This is a genomic window from Clostridioides sp. LIBA-7678, from assembly GCF_056716065.1.
In genome coordinates this window covers 684,339-701,017 of the sequence record NZ_CP196987.1, presented here as the reverse complement: position 1 = coordinate 701,017, position 16,679 = coordinate 684,339, and the positions used below count along the sequence as shown (strand labels likewise).

The following is a 16,679-nucleotide window of genomic DNA, read 5'->3' as shown; positions in this document are numbered from 1 at the left end:
TTAATACTCATTTTTGTCTTTCATTAATGCATATTACTTCTATTCTTTTATGTACATTGAAAACCAATCCATCATTTCAACTAGTCTTTGTAGCTTTTGTTTTGGTCTACCTGAACGAGATAACTCGTGATTTTCTCCTTCAAAGAGACAAAGTTTTGTAGGACATCCATGAATTTTTAGTGCAGAAAACATTTGGAATGCTTCTTGCATATAACATCTATAATCTTTTTCACCATGTAAAAATAAAGTTGGTGTAACACACTTATCAGCATAAGCGAGAGGAGATTGTTTCCATTGCAATTCGTGGTCTTCCATATGAGAAGCACCTGTTTGTCCTTTGCAGAAATAGTAACCAATGTCTGTTGTACCTTCCATACCACTCCAGTTTGCAATAGAACGCTGAGCACAAGCAGCAGCAAAGCGGTTTGTATGACCAATTATCCAATTTGTCATAAATCCACCATAGCTTCCACCTTCCACAGCTAATTTTGTTTCATCAATATCTGTGTATTTTTCAAGCACTGTATCTGTAAATTCCATAAAATCTATATAATCAATATCCCCAAATTGTTTTCTAATATCTGCAAAATCATTGCCTCTACCTTCAGACCCCCTTGGGTTACAGAAGAAAACAAAGTAACCTTGACTTGCAAATACTTGCATCTCATGCATAAAATATGGTCCATATGTTAATCTTGGCCCACCATGAATCGCCAATATAGCTGGATATTTTTTCCCTACTTCATAATCTACTGGTTTATATACATATCCTTGTATTGCCCAGTTAGAACTTCCTTTTGATTCGATATATTCTGGTACAGAAATTTTATATTCCTCTAAAATATGGTCATTTAAATGTGTTTTCTTACACAATGCTCCATTTTCTACTGTATAAACTTCAGGTAAACTGTTTTCTGAACAACCTATACATACAATGTTTCCATCTTTTACGTCTATAAATTCAACTGAACCTGTTTGTGTAACTCTTTCCTGTTTTCCTGTTGGAATATGTATTCTTTCAATAATGCAATCCATATTTACTGTAGAAGTATAATAAATATATTCACCATCTACCTTGCTTGTCTGACCAGCACCCATTTTAACATCAGATGTTACTGTGTTTCCAATACAATGATGCTGATGTTTTGAAAGTAACTTCATTTCTTTTGTATCAATATTTACTGTATAAAAATCTCCATTTTCTCCATTTCCATAAGATAAAGCATCAGTCAAATTTAGTACTGCTTGATTTTTGTATAATTCAAAACCTTTTACAATATACTTATCTTTTTCTAAGATACAAACATTCTCATCAGTATTTGTATCAAATACATAAACACCATTCTTTAAACCTTTTACATCTTCAAATTCTTGACCCACATATAAGATTTTGCCATCATTTATTTTTATACCTACAACATTAAACATAGGTGCTGTGATTGGTTTCAAATCTTTAGTGTTACTGTTGTATATGTATAGACGCTTTCTTTTTCTACTAATATATCCTTCACCATTAACAGCATAAGGAATTTCTTTGAAGTGCTCATAGTGTCTATTGTTATAAGCATTTATTTTTTTCTGCTTCTCTTCTTCTGACAATCCTTCTACAACAGGTCTATCATTATCATAGGAGTCAATAACTGCGTACAAACCTTTTCCTATAGGGTTTAATTTACCACCTTTAATGGGTAAAGTAAAAAGTTCCTTTGCTTCTCCACCATGTAAAGATAAAGCATAATAACTCATACATTGCTTACCATTTTTGATAGCTTCTTTTACTTTTTCATTTCTCAAAGCAGGAAATAAAATAGTATTTTCATCTTCCCAAGCATATGCTCCTACAGAGTTTATAGATGTTAATTGTTTTAGTTCACCACTCTTATTGTCTAATACATAGATTTGGCTTGTGTAATTATTCTCTTTGATATCTGCTTTTTTTACAACGAATGCTGTATATCCTCCATCTGGCGATAACTGGCAATCACTCACAAATTGATATTCCAAAAATGTTTCATTTGTAAATAGCTTCTTCATAGTCTTTTCTATCCTTTCTGTAATAATTTTATTCAAACTCTCTACCACCTCTTTCATTTTTTATTTTAAATTTAAAATAAAAAATTTTAAATTTAAAATAAAAAATTTTATAAAGGCTATTTTTTTAGGAAGCCTTATGGCTTCCTGTAATATATAGAAATCTCTAAGTACATTATTCATCTTCACAAAAGCGTTTAATAGTTCCTTGAATATGACTTCTTAATTTCTCCACTGCTTTTTTTGTATCTCTGCTTTCAATAAACTTCAATATTTCAAAATGGTCTTGCACTGTTCCCTCATAATTACGATTTTTTAATGGTCGTATCAGATAATTAACTACTACAAATCTTCCTTGTATACCAACATATACATCATTTAAAATCTCATTATTAGCACCTTCAACAATAGCCTTATGTAATTTTAAATCTGTCAATGCAAGTTCTACAGATTTTTCTTGTTTATAGAACTCTTCACATTTAGCCGAATATCTTTTTATCACTTCTAGCTTTTGTTGAAATACTTCTTCTTCCTCTTGCATCATTTTTTCTAAGGCATATGTTTCAATCAGTGTTCTTGTTTCACAAACTTGCTTTACCATATCGTATTCATACTCTGGTACATACACTTTTCCATTTGTCATAATAGTAAGCACACCATCTTTATTTAACATTTTTACTGCTTGTACTACTGGTGTTCTGCTTACTTCAAATTTTTCACAAAGGTCATTTAGTAAGATTTTTTGACCTACAGAGTATTCACCACGAATAAGACTTTCAATAATCTTATGATATAAAATTTCATCTAAATTTGATTTTACTTTCACTACTATCACCTTATTTCTATTCTTTTGCCATATTATAATAAAAACATAATTTCTAAAATAGTATTAGACAAATTACACTATAAAAGCTTATTATGTCTTAATAATTGGAATAATATGTTACAAAAAGTATAGCATCTTTTTATTCTTTCCGCAATAAATAAAAAATAAAAAATTTTAAATTTAAAATTTTTTATTTTTCTATTTTTAATTTAGATTTTTAATATGTTTATATTATCATTAATATATTTTAAATTTTATACTGCATAAGTTTTATATTTATGAGTTTTATATTTGATTAATATGTATTTTGGTACTCGCCCAAGATACTTTTATTTTATTAAATAAGTCTTTGCTAATTTTAATACTTTTATTTGATTTTCTAATGAAAATTTTTTATAATAAAAACTTATACATTATGATTATACTCTACTTTAAGTACGCATACAGAAGAAAAATAGATGCATAAATATTAAAATTTGATTTGAAATTAGGAGAATATATGAAACTAAATAAAGTTATATTTACAGAAGAACATGTTATAGAAATTACTAATTGGAAATATGAGGGGGAATATTCAATATACAATCTGCCTTCATGGAATGAGATTAAAAAGAATAATTTATCACTAGCAAAAGAAGATAAGAGAAAAAATTTTATAAGTTTTATAGATGACAATAAAGAATTGATAGGTTTTATAAACTTATTAGATAAAGGAAGCTCTGTATACTTTGGTATTGGTATAAAACCAGATTATTGTGGAATGGGAATTGGTAAAGAAATAATTAGTTTAAGCTTAGAAGAATGTAGAAATAAATATAGTACTAAACCTGTTGTATTAGAAGTAAGAACCTGGAATAAGAGAGCTGTAAAATGTTATGAGTCCCAAGGATTTAAAATAGTTGAGACTAAGATACAAAAAACGTATTTAGGGGATGGAGAATTTTTTGTTATGAGGTATAAATAGTTTCAAAATTAAGTGACCTATTTTTGCAACTCTAAGATACTGAATATCTAACAAATTCTTTTAAATTCATTATATATTTTTATTTCTAGGTGAAATCTGCTACTATGTATATATAGTTTTAAAGTTTAAGATAAGGAGAATTAATATGTCAAATGATATTAAATTAATAAAAAAAGAAATAAATAAAAACCAAATAAAAAATGGTTCTTATTTTTAAATATATATGATTAAATTAGATACAATGAAACAGTTAATCTTATAATTCTTAACTATTGAATTAAACTAAAAAAAGCAATTAATCTTATAAGATTAACTGCTTTAAAAATCAGAATTTTAGATTTTGATGATTAATATTTAATTATAACTCTCATTATAATGTAATTGACAATCTTTCAAATGCAGACTTTGCCTCTTCTTCTCCAGACAAGCTACCTATCACTACACCTGTATTTGAGTCCTTAACCCAAAGAACAAAGTTATTTTCTGTACCAGCTTTACCTTCAAATTCGTAAAAGAAATACTTATTTTCATCTTTCTCTTTATCTTCAAGAACTTTTACTCCTTTAGCAGTCTTTATACTTTGATATTTTTCATAACCTTCTTTTGTAGTAAATATCCCTTGTAATACTTCCTCATCATCTTTTTTTACAGTAAACTTTCCATCTTTCTGTGTCAATGAATAGCCATCTGAAGTGTCTAATTTTACCTTTATCTTATCACCAGTTTCAACCTCAAATGTATATGACATTGCAGAGCCAGAACAAGAAGTTAACATTATAGTAAATAAAAGCATTAGAAACAAAAGTTGTATCTTTTTATGTAATTTCATATTATACTTACCTCTCCATTAGAATAAATATCAATTATTTTTTAAAATTTTAACTTTATAAAATCTAAAAATATGTTTATTTATCCTAATATTTATTTTATTAATAAAATAGACTTTAAAAACTTTCTCTATTAGTTTTGTACATCATACTTGCTTAAAATAGATTATTTAAGTGTAAAATTTAGTAAAAATATACTTTGACTATATTTAATTTTGTCATCAAATCATCATTACAATTATAATATCTACTTCCAAATTCCGATTTGGTTGTATTGTAGCATATCCATATATCAAAGTCATTGTTTTATTTTTAAATATACCCCCAAGCAAATACTTTATCAGTATTTACACTACTTAATAATAACTTACAACTAAAATATAATGGCCTATAAATTAAGCTATACGTCACCAATTTTATCTGTATCTTCAATTTTTAATGTACAAATAAACGCATCTTTCATAAAATCAATTAAAGATACTATATAATCTTTAATATTTTCTTTCGGCATCTCTTCATGAAAGGTATGAATAATACCAAACACCAAAAACTTAGTATCAAGAGTCACATTTGTATAATGAAATACATTTTCTCTTACACCTTACTCTATAATTGGAATCATAACATCAACCAGTTACTTAACAATATTGTCTAGTCTACTTGCTCTTATATCAGAATTTTCATTATATCTTTATTCAAATTCATGGTGCTTCATTTTGTATTCAAACATACGCTTTATAATGGTATTTACCTTACATAATATATTATGACTTTTATTTCTAAAAATTATATTACATATAAAAAAGAAACTACATTCCAGCTTTATACAGAACATAGTTTCTCTAAAAATAATCGAATTTGGATTTTAAATAACTAAAAACAAAACCTTACTTGTTTTTAATCTTCCAATTTTTATAGTAGATAATTTAGTTAATTAACTCTTAAATGTTTGTCTTCTTTAACAAATTTTCTTCTTATTAAGAAATATGCAACTATTACAACAAGCTCTATAGCTAAAAACATGCCGAAAGTAGCTATAGAATCTACACTCTCTATGCCATTTCTGAAGAAAATTAAAGCCACTCCTGCTACTATAATACCTACAGCATTTTTTCTTACAGCATTTTGACCAAATCCATAAAAAGAAGGAAGACCTCCTTTTATCTCAATGAATGTCAAAATTAATCCAATAGCTATAAATAATACTCCTACAACTTCCATAATCATACTAGGCATTTTGCACCCTCCTTATTAGAAAATTAACTACTACTATAAAAATATTCATTATTTTTATAATTACATTATATCTACGATTAGATAATTTTGGAAGTATATCTGATATTAATTTTATATTTATTTAACTTAATTTTTTTATGATAAAAATGCACTTATTTTTATGCGAATCTTAATACATATTTTCAATTTTATAAAACCGTCCCTCTTCTAATATATAAGTACACTCTGAAATTTAAATGCTATCTTCTTCAACAAATTCAAATAAATCTTCTACAGTTGTATTAAATATCTTAGCAATATCCATCGCTAATTTTAAAGAAGGATTATATCGACCATTTTCTAAATGTACGATAGTCTCACGTCTTACCCCTACTGACTTTGCAAGTTCTCCTTGTGTCATAAGGTGCTTTTCTCTATAGTATTTAATTTTTGTCTTTAGTGATACTGACACCTAATTGTATATCCCCCTTCTATCAAAATATATAAATAAAAATAACTTCAACAAAGATTGAATAAACAAAATGACTAATAAAAACATCCCTAAATTTAAATTCGATACATTTATATCCAGTGTTGCAAGGCATACAGAGATTATAACCATAGAATAAAACAATACTTTTATCGCAATCCCATTAACTCTTGATAGTATGTATTTAGATGCTTCATCAACCAAATCATCATTCTTTTGGTCATAAATCCATTGACATACTACAGCTACTACCCAAATAATTATAGGAATATACTCAATATTACTTCCTTTAAAAAAATACTTGTTTACCAACGTTGCTCCAAGACAATAGGCAACTGCTATTGTTTCTGAAATAAGTGTTGATTTAATACCAATTTGTTGTTTAGACATATAAAATCACCCCTTAAAAAAGTTATGTATTTATAACACCTCTTGTTATAAATATATAACTTTTTGGAATAAATTTCAATGGAAATATCAATATAAATATCATTTTGCAACAAATTCTTTTATTAATTTGACTTTGGATAGAGAAACTTTGGATGTTACTCCTTGAAGAGTCAAGTCTTCTATATTCACTTCATTGAATTTTGAACATAATTCTAAGTCAAATATTCTTTGCCAACTTATCTCTTTTTCAATCTGTTCATCTTCATAAATCTCTACAGCAATATCCATCAAAGGTAAATGCCATAGGTCAAAATCCGATAACAGTACATTATCTCTGCTTATTTCTATTTCAAGTAAGACACCTTTTGTACCTTTTTCTAAGTATCCACTACATCTTAAATCAGGTCTATTCAACCAAACCCATATCATACTATCATCAAATCTAGGTATTCTATTTATCATTTGAGCATACATCCATCTATATGGAATATCAAAACCTTCTACTATAAGAGAATAATTATTTAATAGATATTTATTATTCTTATTATTATTCCAAAATTTTAAAGTCTGTATAGTATAAAACTTCATATATAATACAACTCCTTTTCAATATATTTATACTATTTGATTATACATATTTTTAAAAAATATAAATATATCTAAATATTGATTAATAGGTATATTATAAAAAAGTCTACAAAATATACATAACTTGTTTAATTTAAATTAATTTTACATAGCAAAATCATTATATTATGCATACAAGACTCAACAACATCCTCTCCATACTTTGTAATAAAATCCTCAACTTGAGTTTCTATAAATAAATCATATTCTTCCAAACTAAAAATATAGGCTGTCATTGTATGAACACATTCGTCCATCATGTCTTTAAACATAATTTAGCCCCCCATAAATAAAAAATATTAAGTAGATATAAAATATCTAATATACAATTAACTAACAACTTTAGGTATTTAACATTCATTAAAAGTCAATTACATTAATAAATATAAAAAAGTTTAATTATTATTGTAAATAGTTATGTATATTATGTGTTAATTATTAATCTTTTTATAAAATTGTTTAACGCTCTTTTAACCAGTTTTTTTGTTTCTGACAATTGTTAGTTCCTGTGACACCTCTATTTACCACAATAAATTAAATATTATCATTTTTCTGCTAATTCAAGTGTTTTTAAATAATCTTTTCATCTTTTAACTTTATCTTCAACTTAATTTTTATAATTACTTATAATACAAATATATGTATCATATAAAATCTCTCTCTATTGATTAATTTAAAATTTATTGTTAAATACAAAATAATCAATATAATTATACTTAATATTTATTAAATTACATTATTAAATAAATATTTACTTTATTTTACATTTTAAAGTATTGTATATTTATTTAAAATATATTATTTCTACAAAAAATAATTTTTATAAACTACTTGTTATTCTTTATCAATTATACTATATTTATTATAGCGATTGCGTAACCACAGATACAAAGGAGAAAATAACAATATGATTAACTTGTATATTGATTTAATTAAAAAAGCGGAATTATTTAAAGATATGAATGAAGTTGATATTGTGAATGTTTTAAAATGTTTAAATCCAAGTATTCATAAATACAAAAAAGATGAACATATTATAAATCTTGGAGATAAAATTAGTAAAATTGGCTTGGTTGTAGAAGGTGAAGTAATTGTTCTAAAGGAAAGTATTGAGGGAAACAGTGCAATCATATCTATAATCAAATCGGGTGACATATTTGGAGGAACATTTATATTTTCTGCTCTTGATTTATGGCCTGTCACTGTCAAATCACAAAAAAATTGTACAATTTTATTTTTTGAAGGTTTTAATGTAATACCTAGATGTACAAAATCATGTTCTTGTCACACAAAAATGTTAGAAAATTTTATAAAAATACTATCAAACAAGACACTTGTACTGAATAAAAGAATTGAATATTTGTCAATAAAGAGTGTGCGTAGTAAAATTGCAACATACATACTAGAGCAATATAGTTACAAAAAAAACAATAACATAGACTTAGCATTAAATCGTAACGAACTTGCTGATTTTTTAAATATATCTAGACCTTCTCTATCAAGAGAAATATGCCGAATGAGAGATGAAGGAACAATTGATTTCCATCTATCAACGTTTAAAATAAAAAATATGGAAGCTTTAAAAAAAGATATCCTTTTCTAATAAATATAAAATCATTTAATTGGATAATATTTCAGATATATAAGTCTTATTAATTGGATAATTTTAATTATATTTGATAATAAACTTGTTTTAGTTTTGTTCAATGAAAAAGAGGCTTATCTCTATTTTGAGATAGCCTCTTTCTTGTAAGTTTACATATATTTATGTTCAAGTAATTCTAACATCTGAATATATTTATTTTGAAGTCCAACATTTTCCATATCCTTTTCAAAAGTTTCACATTCAGAGTTGATTTTGCATAAAGTTTCTTCACAAAGTTCCCTTCTTGCAAATGAATATGCAACATTATTTTCTCTATCTATGTGTCTTGATAATAAATTTGCATATGACATAGAATTGGCTAATATATCGAGCCTTGCATCCTTATTTCCATCTAAAAATTTTTTAAGTGATTCATCAAGTTCTTTTATATATAATCTTCCAAGGTCATGTTCAACAAGCATACCAAATTTAACTAGTTTTTCAGCTGGACCACCAATTTCATCAACCATTCTTGTAAACAAAAATTTTTCTTCCTTTTCATGATGGTGTTTATCTGCATAATGTTTTACAAAATCAATAATTTTGTAGAAATCATTGTAATCAACATTGTTTCCATCTAAAATATTTAAACATATGCGTCTTATAACTTTTAACATTCTTTCTATGTTTTTATGTTCTTCAATCATTAATGTGATTGCATCCAATGTATTTACACCCTCTTTATTATACTTAGATTTTTATTTCTAACATAAACATAATTTACATCTTTTTTACTTAACAACCCATTAATCCATGCATCTCTAAGAAGGTGGAAGTTGTTTATATCACCATCTACAGCCTTCCAATATTCTTCATGAATGTCAATCGAACTTCTCCATTTGACTAAATTATCATCACTTTCAATCACTTCATTTATTCTATCACATGGCATACCTTCAAGCATGTAGTCAAATATCAATTTGAAAATTTCTTGTGGTGAATATCCTTCTATATCAACATCTTCAGCTAAAGTTACTGCATTTTTATAGAATATTTCTGATATCTCATCCATGTTAATAACATTTTGATGTAATAATTTAGTAATAATATATGCCAAACGTTTTTCAACACTTATTATCCTTTCTTGAAGCCATCCATGAATATTTGAATTATCTATCTCATTTTCTAGAGAACCCACTATAGGATGTCCAAATTTCAAGTAAGACTCTTCTACAAGTAAATTACAATCAAAGCCCTTTTTTTCTGCTAGACTTAGAATTTCTTTTAAGAGTTTTTCATGCAATTGAATTTTATTGTATAACCAAAAATGAATTTTTCCTAAAAAAGCACTCATATTTATAACTCCTTAAATAAGATTTTCATTTAATGATTTAATAACTTTATCTACATCTATATCATGTACTTTACAAGCCTCTTCTATTGTTTCTGCTTGTGCAGAAGGGCATCCTACACACCCAAATCCGAAACCTGCTAGAATATCTATGCTATTAGGATATTCTCTAATTAATTCTCCTATAACCATTTGTTTTGAAATTTTCATTTTTATTTACCTCCAAACATAATTTGTATTTTCTAAATTTATTATATTATTATCTTTTTTTACATTCGGTATCCAAAGTTACAAATTTAAATTATTATGAAAAGCATTATATTAGTTATTTGTATCTAAAACTTCAATTTGTAATTCAGGTTACATAATATTTACAGTATCTATGATAGATTATAACAATAAACACTTTATATCCACTAAAAAATAATGCACAAAGTTTCCTATAAATAAAAAGGAGGTAAGACTTACATGAAGATTTTAACTAAAGAACAAAGAATAGGTGACATAGTAACACAATATCCAGAATCTGCAAGGATATTCAACAATCTAAAAATAGATTATTGTTGCCATGGTGACCAATATCTTGAAAAAGTATTGAAAGAAAAAGGAATTAATGTTTTTGAGTTTCTAGAAAATTTGAATAATAAATACAAAGAATTTTTAAATTCAAAAGAGACATACATAGATTGGAAAAATGAAAATCCATTAAAATTAATTGACAATATAATCAAACAACATCACCATTTTACCTTTAAAGAACTTGATGAAATTGACCAATTGTTGCTTAAAGTTTTTAGTGTACATTATCAACACAGTAGTGCAGAATTAAAATCTGTCTATAAATTATTTTGTAACCTTAAAGCTGAATTAGAAGGACATTTAATAAAAGAAGAAGAAGAGTTATTTCCCATGATTAAAGAATATTTAGAAGAACCTTCAGTGTACTTAAGGGATGAAATAATGAAAATGATAGGTGTAATCGAATATGAACACACAGTAGCAGGCGAAATATTACAGTCTCTATATAGGGAAACCAATGGATATAATATCCCTAATTGGGGATGCACTACTTACAAATTAGTATATGACAAATTGGATAATTTAGAAAAAGATTTATTCATCCATATTCATAAAGAGAATAGTATATTGTTTAAATTAATATAGACATAAATTAAAAAACATAACTTATTATACTAAATTATTGTTAGGTAATATGAATCAAATAGATAGTAATATAGCTTTTTAGTATAAACAATATACATAAAAAATTTAACTATATACTTAAATACACCATTAGAATAAACCCATAAATGATTTTATATAAAAATAGTGTGATAAAATAAATAATTCATCATTGTCATACAAAATCTAAAAAGATATTTTTAAGAAAATTTTCCTATTGTTGCAATTGCAACATACTAAATATAGTTATCCATATTATAATAACACTATAGTTACAACTTCAAATTTAATAAGATATTTTTAACTTATTTTGGCAAGATATTATGAACTTATTTTAGGAGGTACTCATTATGGTTGAACAAATATTTAAGTTATCTGTTCCTAACAATGAAAGAGTTGTAAAAAAGGTTATTTCTCATGAAGATTTTAGTTACCTTCAAATAGTTCTTAATAAAGGTGATAAGTTGGCAAAATATCTATCTAATGCAAATACTTATATTACAGTTGTAAGAGGAACACTTTCTATAGGTTTAGGAAAACAAGAGATTCATCAATATAATGCTGGTATTCTTTTAAAAATTCCAATTAATACAAAAATAGATGTGAAAAATTTACACGATGATGTATTAGAATTAATTGTTATAAAGGTTCCAGTATCGTAGTAATGATAGTGCATTATTTTTTAAAAATTTAAAACAATTATAAAATAATTAGGAGGAAAATATATGAGTATGTTTTGTTATCAATGTCAAGAAACAGCTAAAGGTACAGGTTGTGAAATAAGAGGTGTATGTGGTAAAAGTGAGGAAGTTGCAAAATTGCAAGATTTACTCGTTTATGTTACAAAAAACATCTCTGAAATAGTAGTTAAAGGAAAAATAGACGTAAACTCTATAAATGAAATAAACCACCAAGTAATAAAAAGTCTTTTTATTACTATCACAAATGCTAATTTTGATGATAATGCAATTGAAAAACAGATTTACAAAATGATTGATTTAAGAACTGAATTAAATAAACAAGTATCTGATATTATATTAGATAATAAAATAAACTTTGAAATAAATGATAGGGTTTCAATGTTAGAACAGGCATCAAAAGTGGGTATTCTTTCAACTGAAAATGAAGATATTCGTTCTCTTAGAGAGCTGATAACTTATGGAATTAAGGGAATGGCTGCATATGCTCATCATGCTCTAAATATTGGTAGAGAAGATTTTAGTATATATGAATTTATATATGAAGCTCTTGCTGGCACTATTGATGATTCCTTAACAGCAGATGCTCTTGTGGCATTAACACTTAAGACAGGTGAATTTGGGGTAAAAGCGATGGCTCTTTTAGACGAAGCTAATACTTCAAGATATGGAAATCCAGAGATAACAACTGTTGATATTGGAGTAAGAAACAATCCTGCAATATTAATATCAGGACATGACCTTACAGACCTAGAACAATTATTAGAGCAAACAAAAGGCACAGGTGTTGATGTATATACTCATAGTGAAATGTTACCAGCTCACTATTATCCTAAATTTAAGAAATATGATAATTTTGTAGGAAATTATGGTGGAGCTTGGTGGAAACAAGTTACAGAATTTGAAACATTCAATGGTCCAATATTATTCACTACAAATTGTATTGTACCACCAAGAAGTGAAGAAGTAAAAGAAAGAATATTTACATCAGGCGCAACAGGATATCCTGGTTGTACACATATTAAAGCTGATAAAAATGGTAAAAAAGATTTTTCATCAATAATTGAGATGGCAAAAAAATGCAAACCACCAGTAGAAATTGAAACTGGTAATATTATTGGTGGATTCGCACATAATCAAGTATTTGAATTGGCAGATAAAGTTGTTGATGCAGTAAAATCAGGTGCAATAAAAAAATTCTTTGTTATGGCTGGATGCGATGGTAGAATGAAGTCTCGTGAATATTATACTGAATTTGCTGAAAAACTTCCAAAAGATACAGTTATTCTTACTGCAGGTTGTGCAAAATATCGTTACAATAAACTTAATCTTGGAGATATTGGTGGTATACCAAGAGTACTTGATGCAGGTCAATGTAATGACTCATATTCTCTTGTTGTAATAGCTTTAAAACTTAAAGAAATATTTGGACTTGAAGATGTTAATGAACTTCCAATTGCATTTAATATTGCTTGGTATGAACAAAAAGCAGTAATTGTATTGCTTGCACTACTTTACTTAGGAGTTAAAAACATCCATCTTGGACCAACATTACCAGGATTTTTATCACCTAATGTTGCAAATATTTTAGTTGATAATTTTGGTATATCAGGTATTGGTCAAGTTGATGATGACATCAAATTATTTATGGAAAGATAAATTATATTAATCATATATAAGAGCGAAGTTTCTATTCAATTTTAATTGAGATACTTCGCTCATTTTATAAACAATTATAATCTACTATTTGTAAATTATTTAAATTAATTATGTTCCTTATGAATTTTATTAAATTAATCTATGTATAAATTACTTAGCAGAATATATATTTTAATAAAGAGATATGTATAGTTTCTTTTTATGAATGAATATCATTCATTTGCTATTTAAAAAAATATTCCTCATTTAATTTATTATATCTCTACTATCTCCCACTTCTCTACACCTATCTATATATATTTCTCTACTATTTACCTCATCCCTATTTCTATTTCTCTGATATGTATACTCATCTATATATCCCTCTCTATATTAATTACATTATTGCTTTTTATTTTTAGCTGTTACAATATATGAAGTATTATTTACATTCTTCCACACAATATCATTAAAATCTACAGATAACAATCCACAGATTTCTTTCTCTGAGTACATTTTTACATCTCCATTTTTACTGTATTTCATAAAGACATTCATTATATCTCTAAACAAAAATGGTTGCCAACAATCACAAATTATTAAATTCCCTTTTGGTTTCAGTACTCTACTTAGTTCTGATAATACTCTATCTGGTCTAGGATAATGATGAAAAGAATCATTACAGTACACAACATCAAAAAAATCATTTTCAAAAGGAAGATACTCAGAATCTCCTAAAACTAAAGTAGCACTTTCCTTTAACTTACCTCTTGCCACTTTCAACATGTTTTCAGAAATATCAATTCCATATGCCTTCTTTTTACAGTCCTCATTTAAAATAGCTTGTAATACGGCTCCTGTTCCACACCCTAAATCTAAAATAGTGTCATATGAAATTTTTGAAAGTTCTTCAATTAATACTGGATAGAGATTTCTAGCATGTTGTCCTTTTATATCTTGGTCATAAGTATTTGCTTGATTATTAAATGCCTGTTTTGATTTTGATTTTATATCTTTCATATTCAATCCCCCTTCTTCTTGCCCATAGTATAGCACAAGGTATTTTGCATGTCAATGAATGATATTCATTCATATTTTAATTCCAATATGTTTTAATGCTAGTTTTATTCTAGCTTTGTTTTAGTTTTATATTAAAATGACATATTTATATTTTTAATGTCAATTTGACCTTTTCAGAAAATTTATTTACCTTATCTACAACTTTAAATCTCCACAAAAAAAGAAAGTATCATGATAAATACTCACATCTATCACAATGCCTTCTTTTACTATCTAATCAAGACTAATATACAAATCTACAAAATAGCCTCTAACCTTCTACATACTTAAATTAAACTAAATTAAAACCAATACACTTACATCATAAAACCATTATAACTATCTAAAAATACTGTTTATCTAAAAGCTATATGATAAATACAACATATCAACACACTGTAATTCCCCTTCAAAGATTGGCTCTGGATAATTATCTACAAAAAAGTTTTTGATTTTATGTGAATAAACAAAGCCAAATCTCTCATAAAATGGTATCCCACTTTCAGCTGTACCAACGATTATTGATGAATATTTTTTACTATACACATCTAAAATATGATTTATCATCTTTGATGCATAGCCCTTATTCTGAAAACACTCATATGTGGCAATATTTTTTAGCTCACAGATTTCTTTAGAAACCTCATTTACAACTGCTATACAAGTAATCCCTTCATTATCATACAAAGCATACATAGTACCTTTTTCAAGATATTTATCAATCATTTCCTCATATGGGTCAGCTAACATCAAAAGGTCAATTTGACTTTTTTTGTTTTCTTTTATAGTTTTTATTTCTATCATAAGTTCTTCACCTCGTTTTATGTAGATTTTATTTTAATATGCTTCTATAATATCATACCTAGAACTCATCTTAGAAAAATTTCATTTGAGTATATGATTCTGACCTCTTGTAAGCTTTTACAATATCTTTCATATCTGTCAAAATACCATAACGTCTACATTCTTCTTTGAATAACTTCTCACAATAATCTTTATTAGGAATACTACAAAAATAGTTTAAACCATATAACCTTTGATATTTAAGCACTAGTTCTGGAGATATATTTTTTAAATGCTTATAAAAAAACTCTCTCTGACCACTACGCATTGTCACTCCATACATACAATAAATAAATTTTGCATTAGCCTTATGTGCTTTTTCTACAATTGCTCGTATTTCATCTTTATTATCAGTCAAAAATGGTAACATAGGAGTCAATAATATACCACAGAAAATTCCAGCATCATTAAGTTCTTTTACTGCTTCAAATCGCTCAGAACTTGGATTTACATTGGGTTCTATTTTCTTTGATAATTCATCATTTGCAGTGGTTATAGTTAGCTTTACAATAGCAGAGTTATTTGTTTTGATTTTCTGTAAAATCGGTATATCTCTAACTACCAAGCTACTTTTGGTATCAATAGACACTCCAAAGTGATTTTCTGCAAGTAAATTCAATGCTTGCTTAGTAATACAAAGCTCCTTTTCAAAAGGATTATATGTATCAGACATGGCACCAATACCTACCACCCCTTTTTTTCTTTTTGAACGCAATTCCTTACTTAAAATTTCTATCACATTTTCCTTATATCTAACTTGGTCAAAGTTTTCTATGTTGTATATTGTGCTACGGCTATCACAGTATATACAACCATGAGGACAACCACGATAGAGATTCATATTATAATCTATTCCAAACCATCTTGTATTTTCAAATTTAACTTTCTGTAAAATTTGTTTTGCTGGTATACTCTCAATCATTCTCTTATACCTGATTCCTTTATATAATTTT

Annotated in this window: 19 protein-coding genes; 5 read left to right on the top strand and 14 right to left on the bottom strand. The window is 26.6% G+C overall.

Annotated elements, in window-relative coordinates:
- Positions 1-39 precede the first annotated feature (39 nt).
- Entirely contained in the window at positions 40-2,070 is a 2,031-nt protein-coding gene (locus tag ACTG46_RS03580; RefSeq protein WP_479923622.1) for an alpha/beta hydrolase family protein, read from the bottom strand.
- Positions 2,071-2,206: 136 nt separating this feature from the next.
- On the bottom strand, positions 2,207-2,857 hold the full coding sequence (locus tag ACTG46_RS03575; RefSeq protein WP_054269171.1) for a GntR family transcriptional regulator: 651 nt from the start codon (positions 2,855-2,857) through the stop codon (positions 2,207-2,209).
- A gap of 499 nt (positions 2,858-3,356) precedes the next feature.
- Here ACTG46_RS03575 and ACTG46_RS03570 point away from each other — a divergent pair, with 499 nt between their 5' ends.
- Positions 3,357-3,821, top strand: a complete 465-nt coding sequence (locus ACTG46_RS03570; protein WP_284181661.1) for a GNAT family N-acetyltransferase — start codon at positions 3,357-3,359, stop codon at positions 3,819-3,821.
- Positions 3,822-4,191: 370 nt separating this feature from the next.
- On the opposite strand, the gene ACTG46_RS03565 is transcribed toward ACTG46_RS03570, so the two are convergent.
- From ACTG46_RS03565 to ACTG46_RS03540, 6 genes are all read right to left on the bottom strand, one after another.
- Positions 4,192-4,650: a hypothetical protein gene (locus ACTG46_RS03565; protein ID WP_054275887.1), complete on the bottom strand. Its 459-nt coding sequence runs from the start codon at positions 4,648-4,650 to the stop codon at positions 4,192-4,194.
- A gap of 928 nt (positions 4,651-5,578) precedes the next feature.
- Entirely contained in the window at positions 5,579-5,884 is a 306-nt protein-coding gene (locus ACTG46_RS03560; RefSeq protein WP_479923621.1) for a hypothetical protein, read from the bottom strand.
- A gap of 232 nt (positions 5,885-6,116) precedes the next feature.
- The gene (locus tag ACTG46_RS03555; RefSeq protein WP_074179116.1) at positions 6,117-6,335 is read right to left on the bottom strand and encodes a helix-turn-helix transcriptional regulator; all 219 of its coding nucleotides are present in this window, start codon (positions 6,333-6,335) and stop codon (positions 6,117-6,119) included.
- On the bottom strand, positions 6,336-6,743 hold the full coding sequence (locus ACTG46_RS03550; RefSeq protein ID WP_219673768.1) for a DUF2178 domain-containing protein: 408 nt from the start codon (positions 6,741-6,743) through the stop codon (positions 6,336-6,338). It abuts the gene before it with no gap.
- Positions 6,744-6,842: 99 nt separating this feature from the next.
- Positions 6,843-7,331: a DUF3841 domain-containing protein gene (locus tag ACTG46_RS03545; protein ID WP_219673767.1), complete on the bottom strand. Its 489-nt coding sequence runs from the start codon at positions 7,329-7,331 to the stop codon at positions 6,843-6,845.
- Positions 7,332-7,459: 128 nt separating this feature from the next.
- Complete coding sequence (locus tag ACTG46_RS03540) at positions 7,460-7,642, bottom strand: hypothetical protein (protein ID WP_054269164.1); 183 nt, start codon at positions 7,640-7,642, stop codon at positions 7,460-7,462.
- A gap of 635 nt (positions 7,643-8,277) precedes the next feature.
- Here ACTG46_RS03540 and ACTG46_RS03535 point away from each other — a divergent pair.
- Complete coding sequence (locus ACTG46_RS03535) at positions 8,278-8,973, top strand: Crp/Fnr family transcriptional regulator (protein ID WP_074179113.1); 696 nt, start codon at positions 8,278-8,280, stop codon at positions 8,971-8,973.
- Positions 8,974-9,125: 152 nt separating this feature from the next.
- Here ACTG46_RS03535 and ACTG46_RS03530 read toward each other — a convergent pair whose 3' ends face one another.
- From ACTG46_RS03530 to ACTG46_RS03520, 3 genes are read right to left on the bottom strand one after another with little or no spacing between them, the layout of a single operon-like run.
- Positions 9,126-9,680 (bottom strand): hemerythrin domain-containing protein, encoded by a 555-nt coding sequence (locus ACTG46_RS03530; RefSeq protein WP_167641062.1) that lies wholly within the window; start codon positions 9,678-9,680, stop codon positions 9,126-9,128.
- 5 nt (positions 9,681-9,685) lie between these two features.
- Positions 9,686-10,309, bottom strand: coding sequence for a hypothetical protein (locus ACTG46_RS03525; RefSeq protein ID WP_054269161.1), 624 nt, complete (start codon positions 10,307-10,309; stop codon positions 9,686-9,688).
- 12 nt (positions 10,310-10,321) lie between these two features.
- Positions 10,322-10,516 (bottom strand): DUF1858 domain-containing protein, encoded by a 195-nt coding sequence (locus ACTG46_RS03520; RefSeq protein ID WP_054269160.1) that lies wholly within the window; start codon positions 10,514-10,516, stop codon positions 10,322-10,324.
- Between the two features lie 258 nt (positions 10,517-10,774).
- Here ACTG46_RS03520 and ric point away from each other — a divergent pair, with 258 nt between their 5' ends.
- The 3 genes from ric (at position 10,775) to hcp (ending at position 13,845) form a co-directional block, all read left to right on the top strand.
- Complete coding sequence (gene ric, locus ACTG46_RS03515) at positions 10,775-11,470, top strand: iron-sulfur cluster repair di-iron protein (RefSeq protein ID WP_167641061.1); 696 nt, start codon at positions 10,775-10,777, stop codon at positions 11,468-11,470.
- A gap of 368 nt (positions 11,471-11,838) precedes the next feature.
- A complete protein-coding gene (locus tag ACTG46_RS03510; RefSeq protein ID WP_054269158.1) occupies positions 11,839-12,150 on the top strand; it encodes a cupin domain-containing protein in 312 nt (103 codons plus the stop codon).
- A gap of 63 nt (positions 12,151-12,213) precedes the next feature.
- Entirely contained in the window at positions 12,214-13,845 is a 1,632-nt protein-coding gene (gene hcp / locus ACTG46_RS03505) for a hydroxylamine reductase (protein ID WP_054269157.1), read from the top strand.
- Positions 13,846-14,226: 381 nt separating this feature from the next.
- On the opposite strand, the gene ACTG46_RS03500 is transcribed toward hcp, so the two are convergent.
- The 3 genes from ACTG46_RS03500 to ACTG46_RS03490 form a co-directional block, all read right to left on the bottom strand.
- A complete protein-coding gene (locus ACTG46_RS03500; protein WP_219673765.1) occupies positions 14,227-14,844 on the bottom strand; it encodes a class I SAM-dependent methyltransferase in 618 nt (205 codons plus the stop codon).
- A 399-nt stretch (positions 14,845-15,243) separates the two neighbouring features.
- Positions 15,244-15,687, bottom strand: coding sequence for a GNAT family N-acetyltransferase (locus ACTG46_RS03495; RefSeq protein WP_479923620.1), 444 nt, complete (start codon positions 15,685-15,687; stop codon positions 15,244-15,246).
- A gap of 70 nt (positions 15,688-15,757) precedes the next feature.
- Positions 15,758-16,648: an SPL family radical SAM protein gene (locus ACTG46_RS03490; protein WP_479923619.1), complete on the bottom strand. Its 891-nt coding sequence runs from the start codon at positions 16,646-16,648 to the stop codon at positions 15,758-15,760.
- Positions 16,649-16,679 lie beyond the last annotated feature (31 nt).